Here is a 16,248-nt window from a genome sequence, read left to right as displayed (position 1 = left end):
GGGCCAACGACGCAGGAGGGTCAGCCGGCCCGGACCGCGGGGCGGGTCAGCGGTTCGTCCAGCCCGGTGCGTCGCGGCGCTCGATCACCGGGAAGACGCTCGAGTAGTGCTGCCAGGCCGGGCGTGGCGGGGCCTGGGTGAGGGCGAGCAGCCGGGCCAGCCCCTGCAAGGCGTCCAGCAGAGCCTGATGCAAGCGGGGATCGGTGACCAGGCCCTGGTGATCAACGGCCGCCGGGTCGATCGGGAGCCGGATGCAGGCGGCCCGGAGAATCTTGGCGCTGGCATGATCTAAAACGGTCTCGAGGGTGGCGCGAGCGCCGTCGTCCTCGTTCGCGTGAGCCACCGACAACCAGGCGACCGGCTTGCCGGCGAGCAGGTCGTCCTCGATCAGCCAGTCGAGCAGGTTCTTGAGCGCGCCCGGGATCGAGCCGACGTACTCCGGGGTACTGATCAGCACGGCGTCGGCGATCCGCACCTGGTGACGCAGCAGCACGACGGTGTCGTGCGGTTCCGGTTCGCCCGGGACGTACGCGGGCACGTTGCGCAGGCCCTCGAACAGGCCGGCGTTGATGTCGTCGGGCGCGTACCAGGCGGCGGTGCGCAGGGCAGCGGTGTGCAGGGAATCCTCGCGGGTGCTGCCCGAGACCAGCAGGATGCGCGTCATGCCGCCGAGCCTAGAACCCCCACGTTAAGACGAGTCGCCGCGCCCACCTGGATCATGCCCGCGCGGATCGCACCGAAGCGGATTCGCGGCGTGGATCTTGCTGGTGCGCCACCCTGACCCCCGCCCACCCGGGGCAGTCTTTATTTTATTGCGGCCGACTGGGAGCGGATCGGGTTGTCCACAGCGGGGCGCGGTTGTGCGAGGCTGCGGTTGTGGACGACGACGTCGCGAAGTTTCTGGACAGTGTCGGCGATGAGCAGCGGCAGCGGGACGCTCGGCTGCTTGTCGCACTGATGGGCGAGGTCACCGGGGAACCGGCGGCGATGTGGGGCAGCAGCATCATCGGCTTCGGGTCGCGGCACTACAAATATCAGTCGGGGCGCGAGGGCGACGTGGCTGCGATCGGGTTCTCGCCCCGCAAGGCGCAGACCGTTCTGTACCTGACGGGCTACCTGGAGGCGTACGCGGATCTGCTCGAACGCCTCGGGCCGCACACCCACGGCAAGGGCTGCCTTTATCTCAAACGGGTCGACCAGGCCGACCAGTCGGCGCTGCGCGAGATCATCGCCCGCTCCTTCGCCACCGCGAACAGTCTGCGGCAAGGAGAGTAGGCCCGGACCGCCGAAACGCTGGGAACAGGCGGCTGCCGGCCGCCTCCGTCGGTTGACGGATTCGACCGGTAGCCAGCGCCACGTCATCGACGTGGCGCGACTCAGGCGATCTTGCGGCGGTAGGCCGACATCGCGAAGAAGTAGGCCACCACCAGGATGCCGGCGCACCAGGCGAGGGCGATCCAGATGTCGTTGCCGACCGGCTGTTGGTCCCACAGGGCCCGGATCGAGTTGACGATCGAGGTGACCGGCTGGTTCTCGGCGAAGACCCGCACCGGGCCGGGCATCGTCTCGGTGGGGACGAAGGCCGAGCTGATGAAGGGCAGGAAGATGATCGGGTAGGAGAAGGCGGCCGCACCGTCCGGTGTGGAGGCGGAAAGACCGGAGATCATCGCCACCCAGGTCAGGGCGAGGGTGAAGACGGCCAGGATGCCGGCCACGGCGAGCCAGGAAAGGATCCCGGCCGAGGTGCGGAAGCCGATGGCCAGGCCGACCAGGATGATGACGACCACCGAGATCGCGTTGGACACCAGCGACGTCAGCACGTGCCCCCAGAGCACGGACGACCGGGCGATCGGCATGGAGTGGAAGCGCTCGAAGATGCCGCCCTGCAGGTCGTTGAAGAGACGGTAGGCCGTGTACGAGATGCCGCTGGCGACAGCGATGAGCAGCACGCCGGGCAGCAGGTAGTTGGTGTAGTTGTCGGTGCCGGTCTGGATCGCCCCGCCGAAGACGTATCTGAACAACAGCAGGAACGCTATGGGCATGACCGTGACGGTGATGATCGTGTCGACGCTGCGGGTCACGTGTCGTACGGAACGCCCGAGCATCACGCCGGTGTCGTTGAGGACGTGGGTTGTCATCGCTGCTTCTCCTTGCCGACGATCGCCAGGAAGATCTCTTCGAGGGTGGGCTGCCGTTCGACGTACTCGACCTTGGCCGGCGGCAGCAGCTGCCTGAGCTCGGCCAGCGTGCCGGAGACGATGATCGTGCCCTGGTGCAGGATCGAGATCCGATCGGCCAGCTTCTCGGCCTCGTCCAGATACTGGGTCGTGAGGAAGACCGTCGTCCCGCCGCCGGCGAGCTTCTGGATCTCGTGCCAGACCTCGATGCGCGCCTCGGGGTCGAGCCCGGTGGTCGGCTCGTCGAGGAAGATGACCGGCGGGTCGCCGATCAGGCTCATGGCGATGTCGAGGCGGCGACGCATGCCACCGGAATACGTGGCCACCCGGCGCCCGCCGGCATCGGCCAGGCTGAAGCGTTCGAGCAGGTCGTCCGCGACCTGGGCAGGATTCCTCACCCGTCGCAGCTTGGCGATCATGATGAGGTTCTCACGACCCGAGAGGATCTCGTCGACCGCGGCGAACTGCCCGGTCAGGCTGATCGACTCGCGCACCGCGGCCGGCGCCGACGCCACGTCGAAGCCGTTGACGCTGGCCGTGCCGCTGTCAGACTTGAGCAGAGTGGCCAGGATCCGCACGATCGTCGTCTTGCCGGCGCCGTTGGAGCCGAGCAGGGCGAAGATGCTGCCGCCGGCCACCGTGAAGTCGACGCCCTTGAGCACGTGCAGGTCCTGGTAGGACTTTGTCAGTCCGGCGACTTGAATCGCCGGGTTCCGCGTTTCCATAGGGGATTCCCTCTCCGTCTCAGGAACGGTGGATGGTGATGTCGCCGTACGAGGTGCGGCCGCGGACCTCGACGGTCTCGGCCGCGCCCTCGGGCTTGGTGGTGTTGTCGAGCTGGTTGCGTACGTGCCCGAAGCTGGTGTTGAGCTCGAGCCAGGCCGCGGTGCCCTCGGCGATGCCGACGTCGAGGTCGCCCATGGCGGTGCCCAGCACGACCGAGCCGCGGACCACCTCGCCGACGTGGATGGCCCCGTTGGCGGTCTTCGCGTCGACGCCGGCGCCGGCCCGCTCGATGTGGATGTCGCCGTTGGCCGCCCGCACCCGAAGGTCGCCCTCGACCGCGTCGATGGTGGTCTCGCCGTTGGAGTTCTTCACGACCGCGGTGCCCGCGACCTCACCGATCTGCACCCTGCCGGAGCCGGTGGAGATGTCGGCGGATCCGGTGACGCGACCGGCGGTGGCCCGGCCGGCCGACGTGCTCATGCGCAGCGGGCCGGTGTGTTCGACGCTGACGTCGCCGGCCGCGGTCTTGAGCCGGCACTCCCCCAGCCGTCCGGAGCAGCGGAGGTCGCCCGCCGACGTCTGGGCCGTCACGCGGGAGCCGGTCGGCAGTTCGATGGTGACGTCGACCGACCGGGTCTTGCGGGAGAAGTCGAAGAGGCGCTTGGGGCCGATGACCCGCAGCGTGCCGTCGGCGAGGTCGACGCGGACCTGGCCGGCGGCCGCCACGTCGGACTCGTCGGATTCCTCGCTCGGGCGAACCTCGACTGCGGTGTCCGTGCGCTCGCTCGCGGCGATCCGCACGTTGCCGACGCTGAGCTCGACAACGACAGAGATCGATGCGGGGGTGTCGAAAATGGGCATGGTTGTCCCCTCTTTCCGGGTCGGGCGGGTTATCGGACCCAGCCGGTGAAGCTCTGCGCGCTCTTCTTGCCGGCGGGGGCCTCGGGAGGGGCCTCTGAGCCTGAGCGCTGAAGCCCGGCCGCGGCGGCACGCACCAGCCAGGCGTTGACCGAGCGGCCCTCCTTGGCCGCCGCCTCTTCGATGGCCGCCTTGAGCTGCTCCGGCATGCGGACGTTGATGCGGGTGGCCGGCCCGTCCTCGGCGATGACCGGGTCGGCCTCGGGGGCGGCGGGCGCCGCGGGAGCGGCCTCGGCGGCAGGCACCGTCACGACGAAGTTCGGGTCGCGGCCGCGCAGCCGCAGTTCGACCGAGCCCGGCGCCAGGTCCCGGGTGATCTCGTCGGCGGCCGCCGACAGCGCGTCGAGCAACGTCATCCGGATCGCCGACTCGAGCGAGCCGGTGAGGCGTTCGACCAGCGCTCGCGATTCCTCACCACCGGCTTCGGCCAGCGTGGCGAACTCGCGGCCGAGGTTGCTCACATAGGTCGTCAGGTCCATGACACCACTATGGCACCATCATGGCACCACTGCAAGCCTCTTTGGCACCACGATGGCACCGCGGCGGTTCTGTCGGATCGGGACAGCGTCGTTCGTAGTACACACATCAGTGAGACGACAGGAGAGAGCCATGCAGTATCTGGTTTCCGTGATCGACGACAAGTCCGGCTCCGCCACCGAGGATGAGATGACCGCCATCGACGCGTTCAACGCCGACGTCCGGGCGGCGGGTCACTGGGTCTTCGCCGGCGGCCTCAACGCGCCCAGCACGGCCACTGTGATCGACAACCGCGGCGCCGAGACGCTGTTCACCGACGGGCCGTTCCTGGAGTCGAAGGAGTACATCGCCGGCTTCTGGATCTTCGAGGCGCCCGACCTTGACGTGGCGCTCAAGCTCGCCGCCGGCGGCTCGAAGGCCTGCAACCGCCGGGTCGAGGTCCGGCCGTTCTTCGGGGAGTGAGCGTGACCGATGCGCACGAAGCGACCACCCGGGCCCACCACCAGGAGTGGGCCCGGGTGGTCGCCGCCCTGACCAAGCGCTTCGGCGACCTCGACATCGCCGAGGAGGCGGCGGCCGAGGCGTTCGCGACCGCGGTCGAACGGTGGCCGGCCGACGGCGTACCCCCGAACCCGGGCGCCTGGCTCACCACCACCGCCAACCGCAAGGCCATCGACCGGATCCGGCGCGAGAGCAAACGCGACGACAAGCAGCGGGAGGCGCAGATGTTGCGCGACGACGACCCGCCCCAGCCACCCGGCGCCATCGAGGACGACCGGCTGCGGCTGATCTTCACCTGCTGCCACCCGGCGCTCGCCCTGGAGACCCGGGTAGCGCTGACGCTGCGCCTGGTCGGCGGCCTGACCGTGGCCGAGATCGCCCGCGCCTTCCTGGTGCGGGAGACAGCCATGGAACAGCGGATCACCCGGGCCAAGGGCAAGATCAAGGCGAACCGCATCCCCTACCGGGTGCCCTCGGCCGAGGATCTGCCGGTGCGCGTGTCCGGTGTGCTGGCCGCGCTCTTCCTCGTTTTCAACGAGGGCTACCTGGCGACCGGGTCCGGCACCGATCCCGTACGCCGGGAACTGACCGCCGAGGCGATCCGGCTGACCCGCCTCATCCGGGCCCTGATGCCCCGCGACGGCGAGGTGACCGGGCTGCTGGCGCTGATGCTGCTCACCGAGGCCCGCCGCACCGCCCGGATCTCGGCCGACGGCGAACTGGTCACGCTGGGCGAGCAGGACCGCGGCGCGTGGGACACGGCGCTGATCGCCGAGGGCCACCACCTGGTCCGCGAACGCCTGGCCACCGGCGAACGGCCCGGCCGCTACCAGATCCTGGCCGCGATCAACGCCGTGCACACCGATGCCCGCGACGTCCGCGACACCGACTGGTCGCAGGTGGTCGCCCTCTACGACCAACTGGCGCGGATCGACCCCTCACCGATCGTCGTCCTCAACCGGGCCATCGCGGTCGCCGAACTGGACGGCCCCGACGTGGCCCTGGCCGCTGTCGACCGCCTCGACGAGAAGCTGGCCGGGTACCACGCCTTCCACGCGACCCGCGCCGACCTGCTGCGCCGCCTCGGGCGAAGCGGCCAGTCGCGTGCGGCCTACGACAGGGCCATCGAGCTGGCCGGCAACACCGCCGAGACCGCCTACCTGACCCGCCGCCGCGACCAGCTCGGGTAGGCGCCGCACGCCCGCGGCGATTCAGAAGGGGTAGGTCGCCGGTTCGCCGCGCACGGTGATCCAGCGGGTCTCGGTGAAGGCGTCGATGTTGGCCGCGGCGCCGCCGAAGCGGGCGCCCGTGCCGGAGGCGCCGACGCCGCCGAACGGGGCATTGGCCTCGTCGTTGACGGTCTGGTCGTTGATGTGCACGATGCCGGTCGGGATCCGGTCGGCGACGGCCAGGCCGCGCATCACGTCGCGGGTGACGATGCCGAGCGACAGGCCGTACTCGCTCGCGCCGGCCAGTTCCACCGCCTCATCCACCGAGGAGACGCGGGTGACCGGGGCGACCGGGCCGAACACCTCTTCGGCGAAGGCGGGCGCGGTCAGCGGCGCGTCGGCCAGCACGGTCGGACGGTAGAACAGCTCCTCGTACGTTCCACCCGCAGCGATCTTGGCGCCCTGACCCGCCGTGGCCGTGACCATGCCGTGGATCTTGTCGCGCTGGCCGGCGTCGATGATCGGGCCCAGCGCGACCTGGTCGGTGGCCGGGTTGCCGACGGGCAGGTGCGCCGCCTTGTCGGCCAGCCGTTCCACGAAGTCGTCGTAGACCCGGGCGGCGACCAGGTGCCGGCCGGTGGTCATGCAGATCTGCCCCTGGTGGAAGAACGATCCCCAGGCGGCCAGGTTGACCGCGGCGTCCACGTCGGCGTCGTCGAGCACCAGCAGGGCCGAGTTGCCGCCGAGTTCCAGGTGGGCCCGCTTGAGATGCTTCCCGGCGAGTTCGCCGATGCGCCGGCCGACCGGGGTCGACCCGGTGAACGAGATGACCCGGACGTGGGGGTCGGTCACCATCGCCTCGCCCACGTCGGCGCCGCCGGGCAGCATGTGCAACAGGCCGGCGGGCAGGCCGGCCTCCTCGAAGATCCGGGCCATCAGCGTGCCGCCGGTGACCGCGGTGCGCGGGTCCGGCTTGAGGATCACCGCGTTGCCCAGGGCCAGGGCGGGCGCGACCGAGCGGATGCCCAGGATGATCGGCACGTTGAACGGCGCGATGACGCCGACCACGCCGGCAGGCACGCGGCGGACCATCGAGAGCCGCGGTTGCTCGGAGGGCAGCAGCTCACCGATGGCCCGGCTCGGCAGGCTCGCCGCCTCGTAGCATTCCTCGGCCGCGACGTGCAGAGCGAACCCGGCCATGCCGGGGACAGCGCCGACCTCGCGCACGTTCCAGTCGGAGATTTCGGCCGCGTTCTCCTGCCAGAGGCCGCCGGCCTTGCGCAACACTGCGGCCCGGGCTGGATGCGGCAGCGCGGCCCACTCCTTCTGGGCCTCGGCGGCGTGGACCGCGGCGTCGGCGACGTCCTGCGGGTCGGCCCGGCCCATCCGGCCGAGCGTCGCCCCCGTGGCCGGTTCGACGACGGGGTAGTCGCCGCCCCCGCCGGGCACCCAGGAGCCGTTCTTGAAGATCTTTCCCTGCCAGTCGACGCTGTCGAGCAGTCCCACAGCGCACCTCCCCTTGTCAGATTCGAGCCGAGGGTTCCCGTGCCTGTTCTTTATCCCCGAGATCGCTGATCCGCACCAGCGGGCCGAGCAAACCGGCCCGCCTCTCTGATCGAGGCGGGCCGGTGTTTGGGATCGGTGTGGGACCGTCAGTCGGTGCCGGATTCCATGGCGGCCTGGTCGAGCAGGTCGTCTTCCACCGGGACGGAGCCGCGCGAGGCGATCTCTTCGGCGCCGCCGGCGGGCAGTGCGCCGACCAGGCCCTGGGGGCTGCCGACCATGCCGAGCCGGGCGTACTGCTCGAGCTTGGCCCGGCTGTCGGCGATGTCGAGGTTGCGCATCGTCAGCTGGCCGATCCGGTCGGCCGGGGCGAACGCCGGCGTCTCGGTGCGCTCCATCGACAGCTTGTCGGGGTGGTAGCTGAACGCGGGGCCGGTGGTGTTGAGCACCGAGTAGTCGTCGCCGCGGCGCAGCCGGAGCGTGACCTCGCCGGTGACCGCGTTGCCGACCCACCGCTGCAGGGACTCGCGCAGCATGAGCGCCTGCGGGTCGAGCCACCGGCCCTCGTACATGAGCCGGCCCAGCTTGCGGCCGTCGTTGTGGTAGCTGGTGACCGTGTCCTCGTTGTGGATCGCGTTGACCAGCCGCTCGTACGCGATGTGCAGCAGCGCCATGCCGGGCGCCTCGTAGATGCCGCGGCTCTTGGCCTCGATGATCCGGTTCTCGATCTGGTCGGACATGCCCAGGCCGTGCCGCCCGCCGATCGCGTTGACCTCGAGCACCAGGTCGACCGCGGAGCCGAACTCTTTGCCGTTGACCGTCACCGGGCGGCCCTCGACGAAGCCGACGGTCACGTCTTCGGTGGCGATCGCCACGGCGGGATCCCAGAACCGGACGCCCATGATCGGGTCGACCAGCTCGATGCCCGCGTCGAGGTGTTCCAGCGACTTGGCCTCGTGGGTGGCGCCCCAGATGTTGGCGTCGGTCGAATACGCCTTCTCGGTCGAGTCGCGGTAGGGCAGATCGTGGGCGAGCAACCACTCGCTCATCTCTTTGCGCCCGCCGAGCTCGGTGACGAAGTCCTTGTCGAGCCACGGCTTGTAGATGCGCAGCGACGGGTTGGCCAGCAGACCGTACCGATAGAAGCGCTCGATGTCGTTGCCCTTGAACGTCGAGCCGTCGCCCCAGATCTGCACCTGGTCTTCCAGCATGGCCCGTACGAGCAGCGTGCCGGTGACGGCCCGCCCCAGCGGCGTGGTGTTGAAGTAGGTGCGCCCGCCGGAGCGGATGTGGAACGCGCCGCAGGCCAGAGCGGCCAGCCCCTCTTCGACGAGGGCCGAGCGGCAGTCGACGAGGCGGGCCAGCTCGGCGCCGTAGGCGATGGCGCGATCGGGCACGGACGTCACATCGGGCTCGTCGTACTGGCCGATCTCGGCCGTGTAGGCGCAGGGCACAGCACCCTTCTCACGCATCCACGCAACCGCCACCGACGTGTCGAGGCCACCGGAGAACGCGATGCCGACCCGCTCACCGACCGGAAGAGAAGACAGAACCTTGGTCACACGAGGATTATGCACCATCCCGCATTTTCATGCGAGCCGACACCCCGGGCGCCGGACACCCGATCAGGAACTGGCCGGCGGGAAGAACGACGCAGGCCCGGGCCCGCATGTCGTCATGCGGGCCCGGGCCGGTCAACCCGTGGTCAGCGCGCGAGCGGAAGGCCCTGCTTGTCGGAGAACTTGCCGATCGCGATCATGATGAAGTCGATCAGCGCCCAGACGCCGAACCCGCCGATGGTGACCAGCATGAGGACGCCGGTGCCGATCTTCCCGACGTAGAAGCGGTGCACACCGAGCGCACCGAGGAAGAAGCTGAGCAGCAACGCGACAATCCAGGACTTCTGGCCGGTCGCAGCAGCAGTGGTGGTGGCAGTCATATCGAAATTCCGTCCCTAGATCAGCATGAAAAGCCGCCGCACCATAGCGAACGTCGATGGCCACACACAACACCCGACAGTCACGGACCTCAGCTCGCCGGTGTGCTTCTCGGCCAGGCCCAGGCGACCCGCGCGATGAAGGTCTGGTCCACCGCGAAATCGGTGCCGGACACCGTGCCGGCGAGCGCGACGAAGTGGCGGCTGTTGTTCCGGCGCTCCTGCGGGCCAGCAGATGGTCGGAATCGCAACCCAATGCTCACTGACCGAGCCGTCAGCTCCCATGCCGGCCGACCGAAACGGCTGGTACAACATCCAGGGTGAGGAGCAGGCATGCCGGATTCGAAGTTTTCTCCGTCCACGGCGGGGGTCGAGCAGGCGGTCGACGTGGCGCAGCGCGCCGCCGACGATCGGGGAAAGATCACGGCCCTCAACCGCTCGCAGGCGGTGATCGAGTTCGATCTGTCAGGCACGATTCTGGACGCCAACGAAAACTTCCTGGCAACGGTGGGCTACACCCGCGAGGAGGTAGTGGGTCAGCACCACCGCATGTTCGTGCCGGAGCAGGAGGCCCGCGGGACGCAGTACCGCGAGCTCTGGGACGCGCTGGGCGAAGGCCAGTTCCGGTCCGGGGTGTACACCCGGGTGGCCAAGAACGGCCGGAAGGTGTGGCTGCGGGCGACCTACAACCCGATCCTCGGCACCGACGGCCGGCCGGTCAAGGTGGTCAAGTTCGCCGCCGACATCACCGCCGACCGGCAACGCACCGCCGAGTTCGAGGGCAAGATCGACGCGATCAGCCGGTCACGGGCGATGATCGAGTTCGACCTGGACGGCACGATCCTGTCCGCGAACCAGAACTTCCTCGACACCATGGGCTACACCCTCGACGAGATCGTCGGACAGAACCACCGCATGTTCATGCCACCCGGCATGGCCGACTGCCCGGAGTACGCCGAGTTCTGGAAGCACCTGACGCGCGGCGAGTTCGAGTCCGGTGAGTTCAAGCGGATGGCCAAGGGCGGCCGGGAGGTGTGGCTGCTGGCGTCGTACAACGCGGTACTCGACGCCGAAGGCCAGCCGGTCAAGGTGTTCAAGTTCGCCGCCGACATCACCGAAGAGCAGCACCGCACCGCCGAGTTCGAGGGCAAGATCGCCGCGATCAACCGGTCCCAGGCGGTCATCGAGTTCAACCTGGACGGCACGATCCTCACCGCCAACCAGAACTTCCTCGACACCATGGGCTACACCCTCGACGAGATCGCCGGACATCACCACCGCATGTTCATCGACCCGTCCGAGGCTTCTGGGGCCGCGTACTCGCTGTTCTGGGAGCGGCTGGCGCGCGGCGAGTTCCAGGGCGGGGAGTACAAGCGCATCGCCAAGGACGGCCACGACGTGTGGTTGCAGGCCACGTACAACCCGATCCTCGACGCCGAGGGCCGGCCCGCCAAGGTGATCAAGTTCGCCGTCGACGTCACGGCCGCGAAGCAGCGCACCGCCGAGTTCGAGGGCAAGGACACGGCGATCAGCCTCGCCCAGGCGGTCATCGAGTTCGATCTCGAAGGCAATGTCCTCGCCGCGAACGACAACTTCCAGCGCACCATGGGCTACAGCGAGCGCGAATTGATCGGGCAGCACCACTCGATGTTGTGCCCGGCCGACTACATCGTCTCGCCCGAATACCGCGACTTCTGGCACCGGCTCGCAGCCGGTGAGATTCACAGCGGCCGCTTCCACCGTGTCGGCAAGTACGGCCGCGAGGTGTGGATCCGGGCCAGCTACATCCCGATCCGCGACCTGCACGACGTCGTCTACAAGGTGGTCAAGTACGCCTACGACATCACCGACCAGGTTCTGCTGGAGCACCAGCTCGCGACCAAGACCCACGACATGAAGGCGTCGGTGACCGCGCTGACAGCGGCGATCGACGAGATCACCGCGGCCGCCACGCAGGCCACCACCCTGGCCGACACCACCCATCACAACGCCCAGGAGGGCTACGAGGAACTCCGCAAATCGATCGACGCCATCGACCTGATCCAGAAGTCGTCGGAGCAGATCGCGGCGATCGTCACGGTGATCGGCGAGATCGCCGGCCAAACCAACCTGCTCGCGTTCAACGCCTCCATCGAGGCAGCCCGCGCCGGCGAGCACGGCATCGGCTTCTCCGTGGTCGCCGGTGAGGTCCGCAAGCTCGCTGAGCGGTCCTCCGCCGCGGCCCGCGAGATCACCCAGCTGATCCACGAGTCCGCCGGCCGGGTCAGCCAGGGCGCCACCGTAAGCCAGCGTGCGCAGAGCTCGTTCGGGCAGATCCTGTCCAACGTCGGCGAGACCAGCGACACCATCCGGCGGATCGCGGCCTCGACCGAGGAGCAGCAGACCGTGTCGCACCACGTCGCCGAGCTCATCAACGACCTGGTCAACAGCAGCAACACCGACCAGCACGACCGGGCCGCGTCATGACACCAACGGCCGTCTCCACCCTCTACGGCGTCTTCCGCACCGGGGGCCTGCGCATGGCGCTGCCGTTGGAAGAGCTTCGTGAGGTCATCGTCCGGCCTGCCGAGTTCAGCCCCCTGCCCACCGCCGGGGTGGGGCTGCTCGGCGCGGTCAACCTGCGCCACATCGTCATTCCGGTGCTCGATCCGTGCCTGCTCGCCGGGCAGCCGTCAGCGGCCGAGACGGGCGAGGTCATCATCATCGTCTCCAGCGAGGGCCGGCTGTTCGGCCTGCTCGCCGACGCCATCGAGGGCTCCACCCACGTGGCCGCCGACGCCCTGCTCGCAGTGCGCATCGGCGGCGGCGTGCCGGCCCTGTTCTCGCACACCTTCGAACGCGCCGACGACCGCGCCGTCGTCGCGTTGCTGGACGCCGCCACCATCGTCGACACGCCGGCGATCCCCGTCGTTGCCGACCCGGCCCAGCAGCCGGGCACGCCCGCCCCCGTGACCGCCTCGGGGGCGGCGCAGGCGCAGGAGCCCCGCCGCACCCTGCTGATGTTCGAGTGCGGCGGCACCGGATTGTCCATCGACGTCACGCACGTGCACTCCGTTGTGCCCGACCTCGAGCTGCACTCCTCGCCCCTGGACGGCCCGATCTGCCGCGGCGTCGCTCACCTCGACGGCCACGCCGTCCCGGTCATCGACCCCATCACCCTGCTCGGCCTGGGACTGCAGCCGGGAACCGAGACCTACCGCGGGGTCGTGGTCTCCATGCCACAGGGCCTGATCACACTCACCGCGACCGACGTCACCGACATCACCACCGTGCCCGCCGACGACATCCTGCCCATCCCGAAGCTGCCGAGCCCCGACCACGCCCTGCTCGCCGGGCTGCTCACCACCGACGATCGCCAGTACCTCGTCCTCGATGGGCAGGCACTGCGCGAGAACGCCGAACTGGCCGCATTCGGAGCGCTGAACCTACGCCTCGACTCGCAAGCCTCCCCGGCCGATCCGCCGCCGGGCGACACCGACGCCGCCGGGCGGGATGAGCACAGGGTCATCCCGAGCGTGCGCAAGTTCCTCACGTACAGCATCGGGGTCGAGGCCGCCACGCCGCTGGAGCAGATCGACGAAATCCTGCCCTACCCCAGCCACCACCTCAGCCTCGACGAGGCCCCGCTGATCGGCATGTTCACCCACCGCCGCACCACAATTCCGCTGATCAACCTGCCCGTGCTGCTCGGGCGCCCCCACACGCCTGACCCCGGCACCGACCGGGTGCTGTTGGTGACCGTCGCCGCCGGCACCACCGCCGGGCTCGTCGTCCCGGAACTGCACGCCATCGAGCAATCCGTCTGGGAGGAGTCCGCCACGACCACCAACGATCTGCTGCAGCGGCGGCTGATCGGCATGGGCACACCCGAGGACAACAGGCTCGTGCCCCATTTCGACCTCATCGCCATCGCCACCGAACACCTCGGCGGGCACCTTGTCCGGGCGGGAGAGCGCGGCTCCGCATATGCCGGACAACGCGGGACCCGCGATTCCGCAACCTCCGTCATGAGCTGACAACCTGCTCGACGGCGCCACACGTCGTCGAGGGACGGACGCGGACCCTCCAGGTCCGGCCGTGTGACCGCGACCCCGAGGTTGATCGCCGGCCGGACCCTCGCCAAGGTCGGCGTCCGCCCGTTCCGACTCGAAATCGTCCTCAGCGCTGTCGTTCACCGGCAGACCCACATGGCTAGGTCGGAGCGATGGGCCGCCTGGTCAGGACATGAAGGCAGGCCAAGCCGAGCAGCAGCTCCACAACGCCGCCCAGGATCAACCCGCTGTTCGGCGCGCCGTCGACGATACCGCTGTACCCGCGTGCCAGCGCGTATGCCAGGTAGACAGCGCCCCCGGCGGCCGCCGCGGTGAACTCGAGCCGGGCGACGATCGCGCCGGCGACGAGCAGGACGCCGACGGCCAGCACGGCGGCTCCACTGGCCCGCGTCTCGCTGTAGAGGCTCGGGTCGTCCGCCATGGCGATGCCGTACTGCCCGCGGAACGCCGCCGGCAAGAACAGCAGTGCGCCCCCGATGTAAAGCGCCACGGCGCCGGAGACGAAGAGCGTGACCCGGCGGATCACCGCCAGGCCCCCGCAGCCTCGGCCGCCGCGCAGTAGTCGGCGAAGCTCCGCGGTTCGCGGCCGATCGCGTCCTGCACACCGGTGCCCAGGTGGGCATTGCGACCGTCGAAAACCTCGGCGCAGAGGTCGGCGAGGAACTCCCCGTACGGGTGTTCGGCGAGCGCGGCCCGGAATTGCGCGTCGGTGAGCGGCATGTACCGCACGGGACGGCCGGACGCCTCCGTGAGCATGGCGGCCGCGTCGTGGAAGGTGAGCAGTCGCGGGCCGGTCACGTCGTACACGCGTCCGGCGTGCCGTTCGTCAACCATCGCCGCCGCAGCAACGTCGGCGATGTCTTCGGCGTCGACGAACGGTTCGGGGGTTTCGCCGGCGGACAGGGCGATCGTGCCGTCCACGACGTCTTGGCGCAGGTCGCCCTCGTCGAAATTCTGCGCGAACCAACCGGCCCGCACGATCGTCCAGCCGAGGCCGGATTCGCGGATGATGTCCTCGCAGTTCTCCGCCTGGTGTTCGCCGCGGCCGGACAGCAGGACGAGACGCTCGACCCCTGCGGACGCGGCCTTCTCGGCGAACGCCTCGATGACGCCGGGAGCGCCCGGCACGGCGAGGTCGGAGTAGTAGCAGACGTAGGCCGCGTCGATCCCTTCGAGGGCGGCTGACCAGGTCTCTGGGCGTTCCCAGTCGAAGACGATGTCGGTGCGGCGGGATACACCGCGGACGGGGTGGCCGAGGTCAGTGAGGCGGCTCAGGATGCGTCGGCCGGTCTTGCCGGTCGAACCGATGACAAGTGCGCTCATGTAGTCCAGCCTGGCCCGTACAGGAAGGATGTCCAATCATCAGAGAGCCTGAATTCTTTGCAGAACGTCCTGCACGGTGGATAGTGAAGCATGACCCGACGGACCGTCCCGCCACCCGCCGACCCCCTCGGCGAGGCATTGCATCTACTCCGCATCACCGGCACGCTCTACTGCCGCGCCGAATTGACCGCGCCCTGGGGTGTCGCCGTCCCCCATCTCGACGGGCTGATGGCGATGCTCGTCGTGACGCACGGCGAGGCGGTGCTGGAGGTCGACGGCCTGCCGTCGCTGACGCTGCGCCCGCAGGAGCTGGCACTGATCCCGCACGGAGTGCCACACAAGATCCGCAGCGCGCCCGGCGCGCCGACGCTGCCGCTGTTCGAGCTGCCAGTGGAGCAGATCAGCGAACGCTGCGAGCTGATGCGCCACGGCGGCGGGGGCGCGCTCACTCGCATCACCTACTGCTCGATGCGCCCCGACCATGTCACCGCCGATCGTCTCGTCGCCCGGCTGCCGCGCGTCCTGCGGCTGAACACCTGGGCCGACGACGGTGGCTGGCTCCAGAGCACGCTGAACCTCATCGGGACGGAAGCGGCAAGACTGCGGCCCGGTGGTGAGACCGTGCTGACCCGCCTCGCCGATGTCCTTGTGGTGCAGGCGATCCGCAGCTGGCTCGACACCGCCCCGGAGGCTCGTCAAGGCTGGCTCGCGGCGCTACGCGACGAGCACATCGGCCGGGCGATGGCGGTGCTGCACCGTGCGCCGGAGGCGCCGTGGACGGTCGAGTCCCTCGCCGGGGAGGCCGCCATGTCCCGCTCAGCGTTCTCCGCCCGGTTCACCGCTCTGGTGGGTGAGCCCGTGATGCAGTACGTGACGCAGTGGCGGATGCAATTGGCCCGCACTCACCTGCAGCAAACGAGGGAGCCGCTGTCGCAGATCGCGCGCCGCTTCGGCTACGCGTCGGAGGCCGCCTTCTCGCGTGCGTTCAGCCGCACCTTCGGATCGCCGCCGGGCAGGTTCAGGCCGCCCCATGGACAGCCGCCGAACGTCTCCGAGCTTCGGCACGGGCTACGAGTTCCTTGACTTCCGTCTCGAACACTTCCTCCTTCGCGGGGCGGCCCAACGGCCGAGCCGGATTCAAAAGGACGAACAGGGGACTCGGCCTCCTGAGTGGACATGACGAGAGGCCGCCGTTCGCTGTGCGGGTCTCCGGGGCGATCTGGCCGGCAAGCCGCCGGATCGCGCTGTTGTCCGCTTGCACATAGCCAACGGCAACGGTAACGGCGGTGCCAGTCTCGGCACATGCTCGTCGAGCGCGCACCTGCCACGGCGCCGGACGGTCCCACGCGGCCTCGGACTACCGCACCCTGTCGGGGTCGTGTGCTGGCAGGTCTTCGGATTCGCGGGCTCAGCCGGTCTCTCGATCTCCTACTGGCCGCCACTTCCCGGGCATCGAATTCAGGGTT

The 16,248-nt window shown here is 69.4% G+C and carries 16 protein-coding genes; 6 read left to right on the top strand and 10 right to left on the bottom strand.

The features are described 5' to 3' along the window. Positions 1 to 46 precede the first annotated feature (46 nt). Positions 47 to 664, bottom strand: coding sequence for an NADPH-dependent FMN reductase (locus LXN57_RS12280; RefSeq protein WP_251798180.1), 618 nt, complete (start codon positions 662 to 664; stop codon positions 47 to 49). A 212-nt stretch (positions 665 to 876) separates the two neighbouring features. On the opposite strand from LXN57_RS12280, the gene LXN57_RS12275 reads away from it, so the two are divergent. Continuing rightward, the gene (locus LXN57_RS12275; RefSeq protein ID WP_251798179.1) at positions 877 to 1,275 is read left to right on the top strand and encodes a DUF1801 domain-containing protein; all 399 of its coding nucleotides are present in this window, start codon (positions 877 to 879) and stop codon (positions 1,273 to 1,275) included. 101 nt (positions 1,276 to 1,376) lie between these two features. Here the strand turns inward: LXN57_RS12275 and LXN57_RS12270 are convergent, their stop codons facing one another. From LXN57_RS12270 to LXN57_RS12255, 4 genes are read right to left on the bottom strand one after another with little or no spacing between them, the layout of a single operon-like run. Continuing rightward, complete coding sequence (locus LXN57_RS12270; protein ID WP_251798178.1) at positions 1,377 to 2,138, bottom strand: ABC transporter permease; 762 nt, start codon at positions 2,136 to 2,138, stop codon at positions 1,377 to 1,379. After that, a complete protein-coding gene (locus LXN57_RS12265; RefSeq protein WP_251798177.1) occupies positions 2,135 to 2,902 on the bottom strand; it encodes an ABC transporter ATP-binding protein in 768 nt (255 codons plus the stop codon). Before LXN57_RS12265 ends, LXN57_RS12270 begins: the two co-directional genes overlap by 4 nt. Positions 2,903 to 2,921: 19 nt before the next feature. Continuing rightward, a complete protein-coding gene (locus LXN57_RS12260; RefSeq protein ID WP_251798176.1) occupies positions 2,922 to 3,764 on the bottom strand; it encodes a DUF4097 family beta strand repeat-containing protein in 843 nt (280 codons plus the stop codon). Positions 3,765 to 3,793: 29 nt separating this feature from the next. Continuing rightward, positions 3,794 to 4,300 carry a YlcI/YnfO family protein gene (locus tag LXN57_RS12255; RefSeq protein WP_251798175.1) on the bottom strand — a complete coding sequence of 169 codons (507 nt, stop codon included), beginning with the start codon at positions 4,298 to 4,300 and terminating at the stop codon, positions 3,794 to 3,796. A 130-nt stretch (positions 4,301 to 4,430) separates the two neighbouring features. Here LXN57_RS12255 and LXN57_RS12250 point away from each other — a divergent pair, with 130 nt between their 5' ends. Beyond that, positions 4,431 to 4,760, top strand: a complete 330-nt coding sequence (locus LXN57_RS12250; protein WP_251798174.1) for a YciI family protein — start codon at positions 4,431 to 4,433, stop codon at positions 4,758 to 4,760. 2 nt (positions 4,761 to 4,762) lie between these two features. Beyond that, complete coding sequence (locus LXN57_RS12245; RefSeq protein WP_251798173.1) at positions 4,763 to 5,989, top strand: RNA polymerase sigma factor; 1,227 nt, start codon at positions 4,763 to 4,765, stop codon at positions 5,987 to 5,989. Positions 5,990 to 6,010: 21 nt separating this feature from the next. Here LXN57_RS12245 and LXN57_RS12240 read toward each other — a convergent pair whose 3' ends face one another. The 3 genes from LXN57_RS12240 to LXN57_RS12230 all read right to left on the bottom strand — a co-directional run bounded on the left by LXN57_RS12240 (position 6,011) and on the right by LXN57_RS12230 (position 9,410). Beyond that, entirely contained in the window at positions 6,011 to 7,474 is a 1,464-nt protein-coding gene (locus LXN57_RS12240; protein ID WP_251798172.1) for a benzaldehyde dehydrogenase, read from the bottom strand. Positions 7,475 to 7,620: 146 nt separating this feature from the next. Continuing rightward, positions 7,621 to 9,033, bottom strand: coding sequence for an argininosuccinate synthase (argG, locus tag LXN57_RS12235; protein ID WP_221378934.1), 1,413 nt, complete (start codon positions 9,031 to 9,033; stop codon positions 7,621 to 7,623). A 143-nt stretch (positions 9,034 to 9,176) separates the two neighbouring features. Continuing rightward, entirely contained in the window at positions 9,177 to 9,410 is a 234-nt protein-coding gene (locus tag LXN57_RS12230) for a TM2 domain-containing protein (RefSeq protein ID WP_251798171.1), read from the bottom strand. 330 nt (positions 9,411 to 9,740) lie between these two features. Here LXN57_RS12230 and LXN57_RS12225 point away from each other — a divergent pair, with 330 nt between their 5' ends. Further along, on the top strand, positions 9,741 to 11,873 hold the full coding sequence (locus tag LXN57_RS12225; protein WP_251798170.1) for a methyl-accepting chemotaxis protein: 2,133 nt from the start codon (positions 9,741 to 9,743) through the stop codon (positions 11,871 to 11,873). Beyond that, the gene (locus tag LXN57_RS12220; protein ID WP_251798169.1) at positions 11,870 to 13,423 is read left to right on the top strand and encodes a chemotaxis protein CheW; all 1,554 of its coding nucleotides are present in this window, start codon (positions 11,870 to 11,872) and stop codon (positions 13,421 to 13,423) included. The genes LXN57_RS12225 and LXN57_RS12220 overlap by 4 nt, the downstream gene beginning before the upstream one ends. 175 nt (positions 13,424 to 13,598) lie before the next feature. Here the strand turns inward: LXN57_RS12220 and LXN57_RS12215 are convergent, their stop codons facing one another. Continuing rightward, positions 13,599 to 13,985 carry a DUF4345 domain-containing protein gene (locus LXN57_RS12215; protein ID WP_251798168.1) on the bottom strand — a complete coding sequence of 129 codons (387 nt, stop codon included), beginning with the start codon at positions 13,983 to 13,985 and terminating at the stop codon, positions 13,599 to 13,601. Further along, the gene (locus tag LXN57_RS12210) at positions 13,982 to 14,782 is read right to left on the bottom strand and encodes an NAD(P)H-binding protein (protein WP_251798167.1); all 801 of its coding nucleotides are present in this window, start codon (positions 14,780 to 14,782) and stop codon (positions 13,982 to 13,984) included. The genes LXN57_RS12215 and LXN57_RS12210 overlap by 4 nt, the downstream gene beginning before the upstream one ends. Positions 14,783 to 14,872: 90 nt before the next feature. On the opposite strand from LXN57_RS12210, the gene LXN57_RS12205 reads away from it, so the two are divergent. After that, positions 14,873 to 15,865: an AraC family transcriptional regulator gene (locus tag LXN57_RS12205; RefSeq protein ID WP_251798166.1), complete on the top strand. Its 993-nt coding sequence runs from the start codon at positions 14,873 to 14,875 to the stop codon at positions 15,863 to 15,865. Positions 15,866 to 16,248: the final 383 nt, after the last annotated feature.

This window comes from Paractinoplanes hotanensis (assembly GCF_023717965.1).
In the GTDB taxonomy this organism is placed as follows: Bacteria; Actinomycetota; Actinomycetes; order Mycobacteriales; family Micromonosporaceae; genus Actinoplanes; species Actinoplanes polyasparticus.
Note: the sequence above shows the minus strand (reverse complement) of the source record. Positions and strands in the feature narration are given on the sequence as shown.

Bases quoted from the DNA above. Each gene is read 5' to 3' on its own strand.
- LXN57_RS12280 (WP_251798180.1), bottom strand. From the start codon at position 664: ATGACGCGCATCCTGCTGGTCTCGGGCAGCACCCGCGAGGATTCCCTG.
- LXN57_RS12270 (WP_251798178.1), bottom strand. From the start codon at position 2,138: ATGACAACCCACGTCCTCAACGACACCGGCGTGATGCTCGGGCGTTCC.
- LXN57_RS12265 (WP_251798177.1), bottom strand. From the start codon at position 2,902: ATGGAAACGCGGAACCCGGCGATTCAAGTCGCCGGACTGACAAAGTCC.
- LXN57_RS12260 (WP_251798176.1), bottom strand. From the start codon at position 3,764: ATGCCCATTTTCGACACCCCCGCATCGATCTCTGTCGTTGTCGAGCTC.
- LXN57_RS12255 (WP_251798175.1), bottom strand. From the start codon at position 4,300: ATGGACCTGACGACCTATGTGAGCAACCTCGGCCGCGAGTTCGCCACG.
- LXN57_RS12250 (WP_251798174.1), top strand. From the start codon at position 4,431: ATGCAGTATCTGGTTTCCGTGATCGACGACAAGTCCGGCTCCGCCACC.
- LXN57_RS12230 (WP_251798171.1), bottom strand. From the start codon at position 9,410: ATGACTGCCACCACCACTGCTGCTGCGACCGGCCAGAAGTCCTGGATT.
- LXN57_RS12225 (WP_251798170.1), top strand. From the start codon at position 9,741: ATGCCGGATTCGAAGTTTTCTCCGTCCACGGCGGGGGTCGAGCAGGCG.
- LXN57_RS12220 (WP_251798169.1), top strand. From the start codon at position 11,870: ATGACACCAACGGCCGTCTCCACCCTCTACGGCGTCTTCCGCACCGGG.
- LXN57_RS12210 (WP_251798167.1), bottom strand. From the start codon at position 14,782: ATGAGCGCACTTGTCATCGGTTCGACCGGCAAGACCGGCCGACGCATC.
- LXN57_RS12205 (WP_251798166.1), top strand. From the start codon at position 14,873: ATGACCCGACGGACCGTCCCGCCACCCGCCGACCCCCTCGGCGAGGCA.